The organism is Bradyrhizobium sp. USDA 4501, from assembly GCF_054062115.1.
Genome location: NZ_JBSSEX010000001.1, coordinates 217,919 through 234,465, shown reverse-complemented (window position 1 = coordinate 234,465; position 16,547 = coordinate 217,919). Strand labels below are relative to the sequence as shown.

Sequence of the window (16,547 nt, the reverse complement as noted above, 5' to 3'; positions counted from 1 at the left end):
GGCTCACGAGGGCTGGAAGTCTTAATATCCCAACGAGAGCACCTCGCAGCTATGCTTGAGCGGGGATGGCGCCATGGCGTAAGGGTACACGACCATGCTCATGATGAGGTCAGTCCTCAGGTTCACGACGGGGCGTTATCTTCAGCGCAAGAGCTTCAAATTGCCGGTCAGCGACCGAACCCATTTCTCGGGCCCGTAGAAGCCCAAGCCGTCAATCGTCTCGTTCGAGAGCGCGCGCAGCGGAAATTCGGCGAGATAGTCCTCAAAGCGGTGGAGTCCCCTGGCGAATTGAGGAAAGGGGACCAAAACGGCGCCGCTCGCCAATGGCTGCGCGCGCGTCAGCAGTACGGACAGCGCTTCGGGCGTGGCTTGCAGAATTGGTACCGGACGGTTTGCACTGTGTGGGCAAGCTTACGGGGCGCGAATATCGCAACGTCAGGGCCGGCGACAGCCTCAGCGGCGTCTACAAGCGAATGCTCACGCTCAGTAGCGGACGGTACGCGCTGATCGAGCAGTCGCGCGAATTCGTCCTGGTGCCCTGGCGGCCGGTTCTGGAGCGCGCGCGTGGCCAACTCGTCAGCGGCAGCGTCGGCGGAGAGGGCATTTCCTGGTCGATCGGAATGAAGCGCGGCATCGGACGCTAGTCCAGAGCCTCTCCGACTTCGACGCGGCTAGCCGGGTGCAAGTCCGACCCTGTATCGCTGCGCAAGGCGCCAGAACCAGTCCTGATCGAGGTTGGTCTGTCGATCGATTTCTCTGACTGAGCTGAGTGCGCGATCGAACAGCGCATAGCAGAGACCTTCGTCGTCGTGGCGGGCGTAATAGGCGATGCCATCGGGATTGAGCGGATGGCTGAAAAGCGCCTTCGACCAGGCCTGCGGCACGTCGTAAGGCAGTCCGCCATGCACCAGCTCGGCGGTCGCGCCGAGAATGGCGAGGGAGGGGCCGGCCAGTCTGACCAGCGAAAGATCTGCCGTGATCTTGAGGCGAGCATAGGCCTTGCGACGGAGCAGGCTGGGGTCGAGCAGCGTCCGTCCCGGCACGCGGAGGAACGTCTCCGCGAAGGCGCCAAAAGGCTCTCGGGCGGCATAGAGAACGCCATAGCTCCCGTCGGGCGCATTCAGCCGGCCGAGACGCGATGTATCGAAGAAGATTGGATCGTACCCGGCGGTGTAGAACCGGTGAACGACCGTACCCGCCCGCAGCCGGACCTGGCGGGGACGGCGACGATCGAGATCGTCCGGCGGCAGCGGAGCGCTCACGCGCCTTGCTGAGCCATGCGCCGGGCGGCCTCGACCACAAGTTCAACCTTGCCTTCCCTCAGGAGGTCGATCGGCTTGCGGCCACCCAACCGGTCGTCAGGCTGGGCGAGGAAGTTCAGAACCGTCCAGGGGTTGTTGGTCGGCAGCGCCTCCTGGACGGACTTGAGACCTTCGACGACGGTGCCGTCGACGTTGAACTGAAGCGTCGGAAAGCTTCGGTGGTTGCTGGGACCCGGTACCGCAAGGAGGCTGCCTTCCTGCACGCGCTTGTCGACGGCCTGCCGGGAGATGCCCCGCAGGAGCGTTCTGACCTGGTCCAGATCATACGCACCGCCGGATCGCCGAAGATCCTCCTGCGCAATGCGGACGCCCTCGAGAACGGCGAGCGCGCGGGCATTGGGCGCGAATGCGTCCTTGTTGACGACAGCGGTTTTCTTCGCCGCCTCGGAGAAGAACCGGAATGCTTGCCCCGTTAGTTGCTTGTTCTGCTCACGCACCTTCTGCAGTGCGGTCACGCTTTTGGAAACGATGGCGACCTGCGCGTCGGCAGGAAGCGCGAGGCTCTTCAGGGCCGCGGGTTTCTGCTTAAGTACCATCATCACACCGTCCTCGTGGACGGACAGATCCTCGGTACCGGAGGGCTTTGACTGTGCCTTGGACATGAGCTGAACTCCGCCTTCAATATCGGTATCGAATGCAACCTTGTCAACTTTGACAAACCACAACAGAGGTATTATAGTAGTATAATTGATCCGTGTACGAGATCGCTGCCATCGCGCAGCCCGTCGCGCGGCGATAGTGCTTTCGTCACCGTGCGCCCTTTTTCAGGCTGACGGTCGATGCGACCATCGACGTTGAAGGCACAAGCGGCCCTCGTTCGATTCGTTCATTCGCCGGTGTGCGCATGCGCGATCACCAATCCTGGGCAAGGCCGAACCAGTGATCCAGTTTGATCATGCCATTCACCTTCAATTGAGGAGCTTCCTCACCCACGCCGAGACTGCCGCGACAATGATCTTGCTTCGATGGGTTTGATCGAGCCGGATCTCGTTGCCGACGGCGATTTTTATTCAGGTTGAATGCGAGCCGTCATCCCGCTTTTCAGCCGCGCTCGTTGCGAGCGTCGAGTGGGGCGGACAATGTTTCCGGCAAAAATCTACGTCGGTCAGATCACCGTTGTCTTCGGCATCGTCATCGCGTCGACATGGGGAGCGACGCAATGGACGGCGGCGGCGCTCGGATTTCAGGCGCGGCTTGGCGCGCCGTGTTCGCCATTAGCGGCTATCCGGTCTACCTGCCCTGGCGATTGTTCGAATGGTGGTTCGCCTATGAGCCCGAGATATTTGAGGAGGGCGGGGCTATCGCCGCGGCTGGCGGCATTGCGGGCGCGCTGTTTGCAATCTTGAGCGCCTTCAGTACGGCCGCTTTGGATCGGCGAGGGGGGCGGCCGACTCGCGCATGTCTTGAATGTGCAGATCAATGATGTCGCCGAAGGTCTTCGCTTTTACGGCAGCGCGCGGTTTGGGTGACCCGCTACGATCAATATTGCGCTCCACGTCGAGCGCCCATTCCTCGCCGTCCTTGCGGCGGCGAAAGGTCTCTGCCACATAACGGTTCTTGCGGCGAACTTGGACCCGCCAGTTCCCTGACGGCAACTGAGTGAAGGTGGCCATGGTCGTGTGCTTTTCCCAAACGGTGTGCGATACGTGTGCGTCGAGAGGTCAAAACGGGTACAAACGTGTGCAAATTCAGCAAATTTGGCGGGTACTCGTTCTTGTTACATCCCATTGAGAGCTTAAGGTAAATCATTGGAATCGCAAGACTATCTCTTTTCTGTGGCGCCCATGATGGACTGGACCGACCGGCATTGCCGGGTCTTCCATCGGCTGATGTCGCGGCGGGCGCGGCTCTATACGGAGATGCTGACGACCGGCGCCATTATCCACGGCGACCGGGCACGGCTGCTCGGCTTCGATGCCAGCGAGCATCCGGTGGCGTTGCAGCTCGGCGGTTCCGACCCGCGCGATCTGGCGACCGCCGCAGGGATCGGCGAGCAGTTCGGTTACGACGAGATCAATCTCAATGTCGGCTGTCCCTCCGATCGGGTGAAGGATGGCCGCTTCGGCGCCTGCCTGATGGCCGAGCCCGCGCTGGTCGCCGAAGGCGTTGCGGCGATGAAGCGCGCGGTGCGGATTCCCGTCACAGTGAAATGTCGGATCGGCATCGACGACCAGGATCCGGAAGTCGCGCTCGATACGCTGGCGCGCGCCGTGATTGCCGCGGGCGCGGCCGCGCTCGTCGTGCACGCGCGCAAGGCCTGGCTCAACGGATTGTCGCCGAAGGAGAACCGCGACATCCCGCCGCTCGACTACGATCGGGTCTATCGCCTCAAGGCGGCGTTGCCGGATGTGCCAATCATCATCAACGGCGGCATCACGAGCCTCGCCGAAGCGAAGCAGCATCTGGCGCATGTCGATGGCGTGATGCTGGGGCGGGCGGCCTATCAGGAGCCGTGGCGGCTGCTCACCGTCGATTCCGAGCTGTTCGGCGAGACTGCGCCGCACGTGACGATGAAGGACGTGTTCGCGGCGATGCTGCCCTATATCGAGCGGCGGCTTGCCGAAGGCACGCGACTGCATTCGATCACGCGGCATTTCGTCGGCGCCTTCCATGGCGTCCCGGGCGCGCGTGCGTTCCGCAGGCACCTCGCGGAGAACGGCGTTCGGCCGGGGGCTGACATCGATGTGCTGCGCGAGGCGATCGCATGCGTCGACGATCGCACGCCGGCGGCGGTCGCGGCCTGAGGGCGATCGTTATGGCTTGCGCTGACGCCGCGTGACGTCTTGTGCGACCTTCAGGAAATTGAACAGATGCGGCATCCGGTTGTCGCGCCGGTAGTTCAGCGACAGCGCAGTGCCCGGATTGTGTCCCTCATAGGCGCGGTAGGCGACGCCGGGTCGCTCTGCCTCCGAGACCGATTTCGGCACCAGCGCGATGCCGACGCCGACCGACACCAGGCTGATCGCGGTCTGATAGTCCTGGGCCAGCACCTGCGATTTCGGAATGAAGCCTTCTTCGAGGCAGATATTGAGGATGTGGTCGGCGAAGCTCGGGCGCGGCTTGCGCGGGTAGAGGACGAACGTCTCGGCCTTCAGCGCCGCCAGCCGCGGGACCTTTTGCTCGAGCAGGGGCGAAGTGTCAGAGAGCGCGAGGATCAGCGGCTCCTGCAGCAGCGGCTCGGACTTCAGCTCCTCGTCGTCGAGCGAGGGGCGGGCGATGGCGATATCGATCTCGCGCTGGATCACCGCGCGCTTCTGCTCGGCGTTGTTCATCGCCGAAAGCGCGAGCTCGACGTCAGGATAGGCCGAACGAAACGCCTGGATCACGCTTGGCAGCACGCCATAGGTCGCCGATCCGACGAAGGCGACGCGCAGGTGCCCGGAAAAGCCTTCGCCGATCCGCTTGATCTCGCGGTGCGTGCGGTCGAGCCGCTCCAGCACGTCGCGCGCACGTTCCAGAAGAACGCTGCCGGCCTGGGTCAGCCGGATCTGGCTGCGGCTCCGGTCGATCAGCATGACGCCGAGATCGCTCTCGAGTTGCGCAATCTGCCGGCTGAGCGGCGGCTGCGCGATCGCGAGCCGCGATGCGGCACGGCCGAAATGCAGTTCTTCGGCGACGGCGACGAAATAGACCAGCCGCCTGAGATCCATGACATCGTCGCGATCGGGCACGGCTAGCCGAACGCTTGCTCGCGCGCTTCCGCGGAAGCGGCGGAAAAATCCTGCCGGGTTCGATATCGCGTGGTCATGTGCTCACGATCGAGACGACGGTTCCGACGCGAAGACTGGGCGTGGGCCCGTGGATTGTCAATTGTCCGCGGGAACGACGCCATCCGGCTAGTCCTTCCGGGCGAAGGCGCGGATCTTGTCCTCGTCGACCTCTACGCCGAGACCGGGGCCGTCAGGGGCGCAGATTTCGAACTCGTCGAATCTGATCGGCTTGACGACCAGATCCTCCACCAGGATTCGCGGACCAAAATGTTCGGTGCCCCATTCGAGCCTGGGCATGGTGGCGAAGGCGGCGAGATGCGCCGCCGCGCCGATGCTGCTCTCCAGCAGGCAGCCGCCATAGAGCTCGAGGCCGTGCGCGCTGGCGACCGCCGCGGCGCGCTTCATCTCGAACAGGCCGCCGCTCTTGACGAGCTTCAGCGAGTAGACGCTGCCGCAGCCCATCGCGCCCGCGCGCGCGATTTCCTCCTTGGTGAAAGCCGCTTCGTCCACCAGCAACGGGATCGAAGTGCGGGCCGCGACCCGCGCCATCGCTTCCAGTTGTAGCGCCGACACCGGTTGTTCGATCAGGGCAACATCCAGCTCCTCCAGCGCGGGCATGAAACGGATGCATTCGGCCTCGGTCCAGCCCTGGTTGACGTCGACGATCAGGCGCACCTCATCGCCGAGACCGGCGCGCAGCGCCTGCAACCGCTTCAGATCGACCTGCGGGCGGTTGAAGCCGAACTTGATCTTGAACTGGCGGTGTTCGCGGCGCCGCAGCTTCTCTTTCGCTTCTTCCACCTCCTGGCTGCTGTCACCCGAGGCCAGCGCCCAGATCACCTCCATGCGTTCGCGCACGGCGCCGCCGAGCAGCACGCTGGCGGGCAGGCCCAGCGTCTTGCCGGTGGCGTCGAGCAGGGCGGACTCGATGGCGCCCTTGGCGGCGAAATTGCGGGTGGCGGCCTTGCTCATGCGCAAGGCATTGGCTTCGAAGGCGAGCGCAGGCTGTCCGAGCAGCGCCGGCGCCAGATAATTCGTGACCGCGGCGTTGATCGACTCCACGCTCTCCTCGGCCCAGCGCGGCCCGCCGAGCGTCGAGGCTTCGCCGATGCCCGTCACGCCGTTATCGAGCAGGACGCGCACCAGCACGTAACCCTGATGCGTGACTTCCGTGTTCGAGAGCTTGTGCCGGCGGCGGGTCGGTGCCTCCACGATGGTCGCGCGGATGCTGCGGATCGCAGTGTCCTTCGCGTGAGCCTGCACGCGCTCCACGGGCTCGGCGATTTCGATCACGGCACGACTCATATGTCCTCGCAGGTCAGTTCAGAGTGAGCCCTGCCAGGCTGATGGGCCTGGCAGGACGTAACGGGTCTTACTCGGCCGCGACGAGCCGTTCGACGGCGGCTTTCTTGAGCTTGAAGTCGAAGTTGAGAACCAGATCGGTGTCGGCGCCGGCGGGGGCCTTGGCGAACTTGCCGATCAGGCTCTGCTTCACGGCGAACACCGAGTCGTTGTCGAGATACTTGGTCTCGGAATCGTAGATCTGCGAGATCAGCGATTGATAGCCGTCCTTCGAAAGCATGAAATGGATGTGGCCAGGACGCCAGGGATGGTGGCCCATATATTTCAGCAGCTCGCCGCCGGCGCCGTCATAGGGGATCGGATAGGGCTCGGGGCGGAGCGCCATGAAGGCATACTCGCCGTTGGCCTCGGTCGTGAAGCGTCCGCGCAGATTGTAGGCCGGCTGTTCCGGATCCTGCAGGTCGTAGAGGCCGTTCGGCGCGTCTTCCCAGACGTCGATCGTGACGCCCTCGATTGGCCGCCCCGCGGTGTCGCTGATGCGCCCTGAGACCTTGACGGTCTGCGCGTTGTCGAACGTCTTCTTGATGATGGAGGCGCCCTTGGGCAGCACCGGCGGGTTTTCCCCCCCCCCCGGTAGAACGGTCCGAGCACGGTCGACTCGCTCTCGCCGTCGGTGACCCGATGATCGAGCATGTCGACCAGCACCTCGACGCCGAGGATGTCGGCGATCAGGATGAACTCGTTGCGCTTCTCGTCCGAGATGTCGCCGGCGCGGCGCAGGAATTCGCATGCGGCGAACCACTCGGCGAAGGTCAGGTCGACCTCCTTGCAGAAGTCGTGCATGTGGCGGATCAGGCTCGTCATGATCTGCCGGTTGCGATCCGGAATGTCCTTGGAGAGCGCGGCGATCACGTGGTCGGTGATGGTGTCCTTGTTGACGTTCAGCATGGTCGTTCCTCCTTTTTTTTGCAGTTTCCTCAAACTTGCATTCCCGTTCTCGGGAATATCGGTTGCTGGTCTCACCAGACAAATTCGTAAGCGGCATTCTCCAGCGTCGCGGGTGCAGGGTGCGGATCGGCAAGGCCGCCGAAGCGGCCGCGGCAGAACAGCAGCGGCTTCTTGCCGGGCTCCAGCGCCATCTCGCGAACATGGCCGAGGAAGATGGTGTGGTCGCCCGCGACGATCTCATCGGCGAGATCGGTCACGAAATACGCTGCCGCGTTGGCGATGACGGGCAACTCGTTGCGGCGCTCGAACACGTCACAGAGGTCGAGCTTGGGCTTGCCGGCGAAATGCCAGGCGAGATCCTCCATGCCCTCGGCGAGGATGCTGACCGCAAAGCGGCCGGTGTTCTGGATGTTGCACAGCATCTTCGCGCTCTTCGCGATCGAGATCGCGACCAGCGGCGGATCGAGCGAGACCGACATGAAGGCGTTGGCCGTCATGCCGTGATCGCGGCCCTCGCAATGTGTCGTGATGATGGTGACGCCGGTGCCGAACTGGCCACAGGCATAGCGCAACTCTCGCGGATCGATGGCGGTCATTGGCTTGCGACCTCGAGTTGGGCCAAACCGGATCGGTTGGCCGGTGGCGCGGTCACGATATCCCGCCAGTTTTCCAGCGTCGCCGCGGTGGCGGCAAGGCCGGATCGTCGCAAGGCGCGAATCCGGCTGCTGGAGACGATCTCGCCATTGCCGCAGCGCACCGGCGGCAGGATGCGGGTGTTGAAGTGCTGCCGCAACAGCAGCGCGGTGCCGCCCTTGCAGGACCCGAAGCGGAAATCCTCGCCGACGATGACTTCGCGTGGTCGCAGAAGCTGCAATTCGGCGAGGAAATCGAGCGCGGTGCGCCGGACGTAGATCTGGTTGAAATCGGCGACGACGACGTGGTCAGGCGCGAATGTTGCGATGCGCTCGAGTTTTTCGCGAAGCGAAATCAGCGGCTTGGCCTGGCCGAAATACACTTTTGGCGGCGGATCGAAGGTGTAGACCACGGCTGCAATGCCGCGGCGCCGCGCTGCCGCGATGGTCTGCCGCAGCAGCTCCTGATGGCCGCGGTGGACGCCGTCAAATGCGCCGATGGTCACGACGCAGGCGTCGAGGGCCAATTTCCCATCGCGATGGAAAGCGACAGCGCTGCTGTCAAAACCCTTGCCCATGGTTCGCTCCCTTGCCGTGCTGCATCAGCTGCGGCTTGCGCCGGCCGAACGATCCCTGCCGTCCGGTCCGTGCCATCGAGTCATAGCCCGAGCCAGGCCGGTCTGCGCGGTATGGTGTGATACCTTTCGCCCGCTTCGGGTGAGCGCGTAGCGTTTCCTCCGATGTCACGCCGTCCAAGAGCGTGACGAGATGGTCTTAAGGCCGGTGTGGCAACGCCGCCGGTCCAGCGACACAAGCGGAGGAGAAACCCATGACTACAGCAGCAGCCCTGCGGGCCGACGTGCCAGCGTCGACCACCAGCGTCTATACCGGTGCGGAATTCCTGGACAGCATCCAGGATGGCCGGGAAATCTACATCTACGGCGAGCGCGTCAAGAACGTCACCCAGCATCCAGCCTTCCGCAATTCGGCGCGGATGGTGGCGCGCTGGTACGACCGTTTCCATGAGAAGAAGGATCAGATCGGCGTCCTGACCGACACCGGCTCGGGACAGCTGACCCATCCGTTCTTCCTCGGCTCGAAGACGGCCGACGACCTCGTCAAGGGCCGCGATGCGATTGCCGAATTGCAGAAGGTTGCGTTCGGCTGGATGGGCCGCTCGCCGGACTACAAGGCGTCGTTCCTCGGCACGCTGGGGGCGAATTCAAGCTTCTATGGCGATTACGCCGGCAATGCGAAAAAGTGGTATGCCCGGACCCAGGAGCGTCTCGACTTCTGGAATCATGCCATCGTCAATCCGCCGATCGATCGCGACCGCGCCATCGAGGAGGTGCGTGACGTCTTCATGCATGTCGAGAAGGAGACCGACGCCGGCCTGATCGTTTCGGGCGCGAAGGTGGTCGCGACCGGCTCGGCGCTGACGCACTACAATTTCATCGCCCACTACGGCATTCCGATCAAGGACAAGTCGTTCGCGCTGATCTTCACGGCGCCGATGGATGCCAAGGGCATCAAGCTGATTGCCCGCTCGTCCTACGAATTCACCGCGGCGGCGACCGGCTCGCCGTTCGACTATCCTCTGTCCAGCCGCTTCGACGAGAACGACTCGATTCTCGTGTTCGACAAGGTGCTGGTGCCCTGGGAGAATGTCTTCATCTATGGCGACGCCGACAAGATCAACCAGTTCTTCCCGGCCTCGGGCTTCATCCCGCGGTTCACGCTGCACGGCGTGACACGGCTTGCCGTCAAGCTCGACTTCATCGCCGGCCTGTTCTCGATGGCAGTCGAGGCGACCGGGTCGAAGGATTTTCGCGGCGTGCAGACGGCGGTGGGCGAGGTGATCGCCTGGCGCAATCTGTTCCACGGCATTGCCGATGCGATGGTGAAATCGCCGATCGCCTGGCAGGGGACCGATGGCTACAATCTGCCGAATCTGAACTACGGGCTGGCCTATCGCGTGTTCGCACCGATGGCCTATCCGCGGATCAAGGAATTGATCGAGCGTCATGTGGCGAGCGGCCTGATCTATCTGCCGTCGAGCTCGGCCGATCTGGAGAGCGAGGCGATCCGGCCCTATCTCGACCGCTTCGTGCGCGGCTCCAACGGCTATGCCGCGATCGACCGGATCAAGCTGCTGAAGCTGCTCTGGGACGCGGTCGGCTCCGAGTTCGGCGGCCGGCATGAGCTCTACGAGCGCAACTATGCGGGCAATTACGAGAACCTGCGCGTCGAGACGCTGATGGCCGCGAGCGCCACCGGCGACCTCGGCGCCATGCAGGATTTCGTGCGCAATTGCATGAGCGACTACGACGTCTCCGGTTGGACGGCGAAGGACCTCGTCAACCCCGACGACATCAACCTCGTCAGCCGCGGTCTGGTGCAGGGCTGACGATTTGTTAGACGGATCAATGGAGCCGCCACAAGTTGCGTGGCGGCTCCACGCTGTTCCATCTTGTTGCAGAAGGGGTTCACTTGTCATGCTGTTCCACGTCGAAATGGATGTGCGGGTTTCGCACGATCTCCCGGTCGAGAAGGTCGACGCGCTGAAGGCGGCGGAACGCGTCCGTGCCATGGAGCTGCAGCGTACCGGGGCCTGGCGCCATCTGTGGCGGGTGGCCGGGCGCTACGCCAATGTCAGCATCTTCGACGTCTCCGGCGCGCAGGAATTGCACGACATCCTGTCCAGCCTGCCGCTGTTTCCGTTCATGGAGATCCAGGTCACGCCGCTGTGCCGGCACCCGTCGTCGATCCACGACGACGACCGGTAGTGGTGGAGTAGGCGCCGTCGCGCTAGTCGACGGCCGTGCGCGCGCGCCGGTGGCGGCTTGAGGTGTTGATGCTGCCGGTGACATCGGGGTAGCCGGTCAGGCTCAGCGTGTCGGCGCGAACGCCCCAGCTCTCGAGCCGGTCGAGGAAGCTCATGCCGAGCAGGTTGGTCTTCATCTGCCCGCGCTGCACCACCAGCGCCGGCACCGATTTCTCGACCAGCTTGCCGACCGCGAGCCGGTCGAGCGTCAGCCGCGCCGCCTTGGTGTGACCGCCGGCGGTCTCGAGGTCGACATTGTATTCGAGCATATCGATCGGCAGCCCGATCGCTTTCGCGGTTTCCCAGGTCAGCACGACCGAGGTCGCGCCGGTGTCGATCACCATCGGGGCGCTGACGCCGTTGATCTTGGCGCGGAACGCGAACTCGCCACCCTGGCCGCGCGCGATCTGCACGGCGGGGGCGGAGCTGGAGGTCGAGGCTGAGGCGGTGATGCTGCGGCCGAAGATCTGGGTCAGATTCTCCCTGGCGCGGGCGATCTGCTCGGGGTCGCCATAGGCAACGACGGCGCCGGCGGTTGCCATCAGCAGCACGATGACGAGGAGGATACGGGTCACGGCGCCACTCCCGCCGCAACGCCGATCACGCGCGCTTCGGACGCGGCTCCATGCGCTCGAGCCCAGCCTCGGCCATGCGCGCCGGCAACGTCGCCATCACCGATAGCCGCTCCGCGCGGTCCATCTTGTGCCAGCGCGCGATCTCCGGAAGCGTGCGGCCACAGCCGAAGCAGAGCTTCGTCCTGGGGTCCATCATGCAGACTGCGATACACGGCGTCTCTGAGCTCATTGTTCAAGTGTTGAACGGTTTCGGCGGCCGGTGCAAGCCGGTTGACATGGGATGCTGCATCACGCCTCGGCATTTTGTCGCGAGCATGGTCCTGGCGCGAACGCCTTGGGTTTGTTGCCAAAGCGTTTTCGAGCGAAGTGGATACCGGTTCGCGTAGAGAGAGCGCGTCAGAACCAAGATCTGGAGCCCCGTTCCGAATCGATCGGAACGGAAAGGGCTCTATCGATAACTGCGTCAAGATCTTCCGCGACATGCTCTACAATCCGGTGCCGGCACTCATGATCGACTTGCGGCGCACGCGCTTCCGGTCGGCGCCCATCGCGGGCTCGACGGGCTCCGGCGGCTGCATCGGCGGCGCTTCTTCCGCCATCGGCGCCAGCGCGCTCATCACCCGTTCCGGCGGCAAGGTGACGATCACCTCGGTGCCGATGCGCAGCTTCGACTTCAGCGTGAAGGTGCCGCCATGCATGTCGATCAGGCTTTTCGCGATCGGCAGGCCAAGGCCCGCGCCCTGTTCCGCCGACTTGATCGAGTTGGAGCCCTGGCCGAAGGAGGCCAGCACGACCGGGATCTCGTCCTCGGCGATGCCACTTCCGGTGTCCTTGACGCTCAGATATTGCCCGCCCGACGCGGTCCAGCCGACCTTCAGCCAGATTTCGCCGCCCTGCGGGGTGAACTTGATCGAGTTGGAGAGCAGGTTGAGCACGACCTGGCGGATGGCGCGCTCGTCGCCCCAGATCCTCGGCATGCCGTGCTCGAACACCTCGTGGATGGTGATGCCGCGGCTGGAGGCGCGCAGCTTCAGGAGATGGTGGCAATCGGCGACGACATGCACCAGCGCCACGGCCTCCTCGTTCAGCTCGTAGCGGCCGGCTTCGATGCGCGACAGGTCGAGGATCTCGTTGATGAGATTGAGCAGATGCACGCCGGAATTATGGATGTCGGCGGAATATTCCTTGTAGACCGGCACGGTGTGCGCGCCGAAAATCTCGCTCTTCATCACCTCGGAGAAGCCGAGGATCGCATTGAGCGGCGTGCGCAGTTCGTGGCTCATCTGGGCGAGGAAGCGCGACTTGGCGACGTTGGCGGACTCGGCGCGGTGCCGCGCCTCGTCCGAGATCGCCTTGGCCTGTTCCAACTCGCCGATCAGCGCATCCTTTTCGGCGCGGGCCTCCAGCGTCGCCAGCGTGGTCGAATGCAGGCGGTGCGCGAGCAAGGCGAAATAGCCTTCGGCCGCAAGCGCCAGCAGCGCCAGCACGTAATTGTCGAACGCGCCATTGAGCACGAGGTCGAGCGCGATCCCGACCGTCACCGGAACCGTTGCCGCAAGGGCCGCGATCGGCAGGCTCGCGGCCAGCATGCTGGAGACCGCGATCACCAGCAGCATCAAAAACATCATCAGCGTGTTGGAGGCGAGATCGCGCCCGGCGGGGTGGATCAGGATCGCGGTCCAGCACAGGCCGTAGAGCAGGTCGAGCAGCACGAAGCGGGTCCGCCATTTGCGGGTGACCGCGACCGAGGTTGGTTCGGCGAGGAAGCGGGAACAACTGCGGATGATCGCGAGATGGACGCAGAGGATGCCGACTGTCCAGGCGCCGGCCACGATCGGCTTCATCCAGAGGCCAAACAGCACGCCGGTTGCCACCACGAGCAGCATCACGACGTAGGACGCCGAGATCCGGGTCTGGGCGTATTGACGGAGCAGTTCGGCGTCGAACGCCGGGCGGGTTCCACTGGTTGACGTTAACCGATCCCGCGCCTCGCGCACCCGCTGCGCGGCGACGCGCCGGCTGTTCACCGGCACCGTCACCTGAGGTCCTGCCGGAAGCGCTACAACTTCAGGCTTTTCTGCGGGATTACTCATCAACAACACAAATCCTGCCCACGAACCGCGCGGGCTTTTTGCATTGTCTATCTGTGACGCTAAATCATTAAGCGTTGCCTTAAAGAGCTAAGGAAAAGCGTAAACGGGGAGTTAAATTAACTTTTGCGCGGGGGTCCCGCTGTTGTGCGATGGCGGGCGCACACGCGCACGCCGGGTCTGACAATTCCATGTTGTCATGGCCGGGCTTGTCCCGGCCATCCACGTCTTGCTTTTCGTGGATCCAAAGACGTGGATGCCCGGGACAAGCCCGGGCATGACGAAATGGTGGGAAGTGTTACCGCTGCAGCCGCGCCAGCAGGCTCGACGTGTCCCAACGCTTGCCGCCCATCTTCTCGACCTCGGCATAGAACTGGTCGACCAGCGCGGTGGCGGGCAGGGTGGCGCCGTTGCGGCGGGCCTCCGCCAGCGCAATCGAGAGGTCCTTGCGCATCCACTCGACCGCGAAGCCGAAATCGTACTTGCCCTCGTTCATGGTCTTGTAGCGGTTCTCCATCTGCCAGGACTGCGCCGCGCCCTTGGAGATGGTCTCGATCACGGCGGCGACGTCGAGGCCGCTCTTCTTGGCAAAGTGGATGCCCTCCGACAGGCCCTGAACCAGACCGGCGATGCAGATCTGGTTGACCATCTTGGTGAGCTGGCCGGCGCCCGCCGGCCCGAGCAATTTGCACATCCGCGCGTAAGCGCCGGTGATGATCGGCTCGGCGCCCGCATAGGCGTCTTCGCTGCCGCCGCACATCACAGTCAGCACGCCGTTCTCGGCGCCGGCCTGGCCGCCCGACACCGGCGCGTCGACGAATTTGAAGCCGGCCTTGGTCGCGGCGGCATCGAGCTCGCGGGCGACCTCGGCGGAGGCGGTGGTGTGATCGACGAAGGTCGCGCCCTTCCTGATCCCGGCGAAGGCGCCGTCGGGGCCGATCGTGACCGCGCGCAGGTCGTTGTCGTTGCCGACGCAGCACATCACGAAATCCTGGCCTTCGGCGGCGGCCTTCGGGGTCGGCGCCGTCTTGCCGCCGAACTTGTCGGCCCATTCCTTCGCCTTCGCCGCGGTCCGGTTGTACACGGTGACCTCATGGCCGCCTTTTTTCACGAGGTGTCCCGCCATCGGGAAACCCATCACGCCGAGACCGAGGAAAGCGACTTTAGCCATATCTGTTACCTTGTGATTTGCCGTGGTGATCGCCCCTTGAGACCGCCGGAAAACGTCGCGGCGGGCAGGGCATTCCGTCCATGGAAGGAGCCGCACCATACCCCCTGTGCAGCGGAGGGCAACGGCCTTGGTGGGATGGCAGAAGGCGGTTTTGTGCTAGGATTGGGCCACCAACGAACTTCACAAAAAAGGGAGTGTATCGCATGGGCATGAGCGTCGGTGTGCTCGATCATTTCAATATCCGGACCCGGAATCTCTCCGCCACGGTGCGGTTCTATGAGGACATCCTGGGCCTGGAAAAGGGCGCGCGGCCGAACTTCGCGTTCCCCGGTGCGTGGATGTACAGCGAGGGCAAGGCGGTCGTGCATCTGGTCGATATTTCGGCGACCGACGAGGCACAAAAGCCTGACTCGGGCGTCGTCCATCACGTCGCCTTTGCCAGCCAGGGCTTCGATGGGATGCGGCAGCGGCTTCAGTCCAAGGGCATGGAATTCGACTCGCGCCAGGTTCCCGGCGGCGATCTCTGGCAGATCTTCGTCAACGACCCCAACGGGGTCATGATCGAGCTGAACTACGAGGCCGCCAAGGAAGGCGGCTCCGCCGCGCCGGCCGAGCGGCGGGACGACGTCGGAGCGAGGTAGCCTTTTGCGCTGCAACGCTCTATGGGTCGGTCTCTTGAACTTTCCAGGAGATGCGCGGTGAGCGTGACGCAGCAACAGGTCCTCGATTGCCTTGCCAAGGTGATGTCGCCACGCGGCACAGCCTTGACCAACGCCAATGTGCTGTCGGCGATCACGGTCACCGACGGCAAGGTGTTCTTCTCGATCAATGTCGACGCCGCGGAGGCCCGCGCCTGGGAGAGCGTGCGTGCGCAGGCCGAGAATGCCGTGCGCGCCGTTCCCGGCGTCAGCGTCGCGATGATCGCGCTGACCGCCGAGCGCAAGGCGGGCGCTGCGGCACCGGCGCCGCGGCCGGCCGGCGGCGTCCCGCCGGCGTCCGCCCATCGCCATCCGCATCCGCCCGGCGGGCAATCGCCGATGGCCCGGCAGGCCGAGATCCCCGGCATCTCCGCCGTCATCGCCGTCGCCTCCGGCAAGGGCGGCGTCGGCAAGTCGACCACGGCGCTCAACCTCGCGCTCGGCCTGCGCGACCTCGGCCTGCGCGTCGGGCTGCTCGACGCCGACATCTACGGCCCGTCGGTGCCGCGGCTGACCGGCATCCGCGAGAAGCCGCAGCTCAATGACGACAAGAAGATGGTCCCGCTGCAGCGCTTCGGCCTGTCGATCATGTCGATCGGCTTCCTGGTCGAGGAGGACACCGCGATGATCTGGCGCGGGCCGATGGTGATGTCGGCGATCACCCAGATGCTGCGCGACGTCGCCTGGGGCACGCTCGACGTGCTCGTGGTCGACATGCCGCCCGGCACCGGCGATGCCCAGCTCACGCTGGCGCAGAACGTTCCGCTCAAGGGCGCCGTCATCGTCTCGACCCCGCAGGACCTCTCGCTGATCGACGCCCGGCGCGGGCTTGCGATGTTCAAGAAGGTCAGCGTGCCGGTGCTCGGCATCGTCGAGAACATGAGCTATTTCCAGTGCCCGCATTGCGGCACCCGCTCGGATATCTTCGGCCATGGCGGCGCCCGCCACGAAGCCGAGAAGCTGGGGGTGCCGTTCCTCGGCGAGATTCCCCTGCACATCGCGATCCGCACCGCCTCCGATGCCGGCAACCCGGTGGTCGAGAGCGAACCGGACGGCCCGCACGCGGCGATCTACCGCGCGATCGGCGGCAAGGTCCGTGAGCAGCTGCAAGGCGTCATCGCGGCTGCCTGAGCCTGCGCTGCTGGGCCGATTGGTCGCGAAGCGTCGGGAGCCCGGCGGGCTTTCTTCACAGGCCCGTGGCGTTTGGACGATTGCTGAATCGGTTCCGGCCTGTATGTTTATGCAGGAGTGGCCGAATCGTACCACCCTTCGATC

Annotated in this window: 18 protein-coding genes and 2 pseudogenes; 6 read left to right on the top strand and 14 right to left on the bottom strand. The window is 64.3% G+C overall.

Going from position 1 to position 16,547, the window contains the following annotated elements:
- Positions 1–141: 141 nt before the first annotated feature.
- Positions 142–381: pseudogene (locus ACVWZM_RS01090) on the bottom strand (DUF2000 family protein); the annotation flags it as partial.
- Between the two features lie 20 nt (positions 382–401).
- Here ACVWZM_RS01090 and ACVWZM_RS01085 point away from each other — a divergent pair.
- Complete coding sequence (locus tag ACVWZM_RS01085) at positions 402–644, top strand: DUF3363 domain-containing protein (RefSeq protein WP_244558751.1); 243 nt, start codon at positions 402–404, stop codon at positions 642–644.
- A 27-nt stretch (positions 645–671) separates the two neighbouring features.
- On the opposite strand, the gene ACVWZM_RS01080 is transcribed toward ACVWZM_RS01085, so the two are convergent.
- The 3 genes from ACVWZM_RS01080 to ACVWZM_RS01070 form a co-directional block, all read right to left on the bottom strand.
- A complete protein-coding gene (locus tag ACVWZM_RS01080) occupies positions 672–1,262 on the bottom strand; it encodes an RES family NAD+ phosphorylase (RefSeq protein ID WP_076826425.1) in 591 nt (196 codons plus the stop codon).
- Positions 1,259–1,924, bottom strand: a complete 666-nt coding sequence (locus tag ACVWZM_RS01075) for a hypothetical protein (RefSeq protein ID WP_076826722.1) — start codon at positions 1,922–1,924, stop codon at positions 1,259–1,261. The genes ACVWZM_RS01080 and ACVWZM_RS01075 overlap by 4 nt, the downstream gene beginning before the upstream one ends.
- A gap of 750 nt (positions 1,925–2,674) precedes the next feature.
- Positions 2,675–2,935, bottom strand: coding sequence for a hypothetical protein (locus ACVWZM_RS01070; protein WP_233475717.1), 261 nt, complete (start codon positions 2,933–2,935; stop codon positions 2,675–2,677).
- 135 nt (positions 2,936–3,070) lie between these two features.
- On the opposite strand from ACVWZM_RS01070, the gene dusA reads away from it, so the two are divergent.
- Positions 3,071–4,066: a tRNA dihydrouridine(20/20a) synthase DusA gene (gene dusA / locus ACVWZM_RS01065; protein ID WP_256520561.1), complete on the top strand. Its 996-nt coding sequence runs from the start codon at positions 3,071–3,073 to the stop codon at positions 4,064–4,066.
- 9 nt (positions 4,067–4,075) lie between these two features.
- Here dusA and ACVWZM_RS01060 read toward each other — a convergent pair whose 3' ends face one another.
- From ACVWZM_RS01060 to ACVWZM_RS01035, 6 genes and pseudogenes are all read right to left on the bottom strand, one after another.
- Positions 4,076–4,972 (bottom strand): LysR family transcriptional regulator, encoded by an 897-nt coding sequence (locus ACVWZM_RS01060; RefSeq protein WP_076826426.1) that lies wholly within the window; start codon positions 4,970–4,972, stop codon positions 4,076–4,078.
- Between the two features lie 186 nt (positions 4,973–5,158).
- Positions 5,159–6,337: a muconate/chloromuconate family cycloisomerase gene (locus ACVWZM_RS01055; RefSeq protein WP_141342331.1), complete on the bottom strand. Its 1,179-nt coding sequence runs from the start codon at positions 6,335–6,337 to the stop codon at positions 5,159–5,161.
- 67 nt (positions 6,338–6,404) lie between these two features.
- Positions 6,405–6,944: a dioxygenase family protein gene (locus ACVWZM_RS01050; protein WP_456851497.1), complete on the bottom strand. Its 540-nt coding sequence runs from the start codon at positions 6,942–6,944 to the stop codon at positions 6,405–6,407.
- Positions 6,945–7,063: 119 nt separating this feature from the next.
- Positions 7,064–7,177, bottom strand: a pseudogene (locus ACVWZM_RS01045) (dioxygenase); the annotation flags it as partial.
- A gap of 176 nt (positions 7,178–7,353) precedes the next feature.
- The gene (locus ACVWZM_RS01040; RefSeq protein WP_141342333.1) at positions 7,354–7,878 is read right to left on the bottom strand and encodes a flavin reductase family protein; all 525 of its coding nucleotides are present in this window, start codon (positions 7,876–7,878) and stop codon (positions 7,354–7,356) included.
- Positions 7,875–8,492, bottom strand: coding sequence for an FAD synthetase (locus ACVWZM_RS01035; RefSeq protein WP_246786706.1), 618 nt, complete (start codon positions 8,490–8,492; stop codon positions 7,875–7,877). The genes ACVWZM_RS01040 and ACVWZM_RS01035 overlap by 4 nt, the downstream gene beginning before the upstream one ends.
- A gap of 251 nt (positions 8,493–8,743) precedes the next feature.
- On the opposite strand from ACVWZM_RS01035, the gene ACVWZM_RS01030 reads away from it, so the two are divergent.
- Both ACVWZM_RS01030 and catC read left to right on the top strand, forming a co-directional pair.
- Positions 8,744–10,321 (top strand): 4-hydroxyphenylacetate 3-hydroxylase N-terminal domain-containing protein, encoded by a 1,578-nt coding sequence (locus ACVWZM_RS01030; protein WP_141342334.1) that lies wholly within the window; start codon positions 8,744–8,746, stop codon positions 10,319–10,321.
- A gap of 88 nt (positions 10,322–10,409) precedes the next feature.
- Positions 10,410–10,700 (top strand): muconolactone Delta-isomerase, encoded by a 291-nt coding sequence (gene catC / locus ACVWZM_RS01025; protein ID WP_141342335.1) that lies wholly within the window; start codon positions 10,410–10,412, stop codon positions 10,698–10,700.
- A 22-nt stretch (positions 10,701–10,722) separates the two neighbouring features.
- Here the strand turns inward: catC and ACVWZM_RS01020 are convergent, their stop codons facing one another.
- From ACVWZM_RS01020 to ACVWZM_RS01005, 4 genes are all read right to left on the bottom strand, one after another.
- A complete protein-coding gene (locus ACVWZM_RS01020; RefSeq protein WP_076826434.1) occupies positions 10,723–11,313 on the bottom strand; it encodes a TIGR02281 family clan AA aspartic protease in 591 nt (196 codons plus the stop codon).
- A gap of 25 nt (positions 11,314–11,338) precedes the next feature.
- Complete coding sequence (locus ACVWZM_RS01015; protein WP_028334232.1) at positions 11,339–11,542, bottom strand: DUF1289 domain-containing protein; 204 nt, start codon at positions 11,540–11,542, stop codon at positions 11,339–11,341.
- A 256-nt stretch (positions 11,543–11,798) separates the two neighbouring features.
- The gene (locus ACVWZM_RS01010) at positions 11,799–13,406 is read right to left on the bottom strand and encodes a sensor histidine kinase (RefSeq protein WP_057017245.1); all 1,608 of its coding nucleotides are present in this window, start codon (positions 13,404–13,406) and stop codon (positions 11,799–11,801) included.
- A gap of 295 nt (positions 13,407–13,701) precedes the next feature.
- A complete protein-coding gene (locus ACVWZM_RS01005) occupies positions 13,702–14,574 on the bottom strand; it encodes an NAD(P)-dependent oxidoreductase (RefSeq protein WP_076826435.1) in 873 nt (290 codons plus the stop codon).
- Positions 14,575–14,777: 203 nt separating this feature from the next.
- Between ACVWZM_RS01005 and ACVWZM_RS01000 the strand changes: the two genes are divergently transcribed.
- The gene (locus tag ACVWZM_RS01000; RefSeq protein ID WP_016843272.1) at positions 14,778–15,215 is read left to right on the top strand and encodes a VOC family protein; all 438 of its coding nucleotides are present in this window, start codon (positions 14,778–14,780) and stop codon (positions 15,213–15,215) included.
- 57 nt (positions 15,216–15,272) lie between these two features.
- Positions 15,273–16,403: an Mrp/NBP35 family ATP-binding protein gene (locus ACVWZM_RS00995; RefSeq protein ID WP_456851495.1), complete on the top strand. Its 1,131-nt coding sequence runs from the start codon at positions 15,273–15,275 to the stop codon at positions 16,401–16,403.
- Positions 16,404–16,547 lie beyond the last annotated feature (144 nt).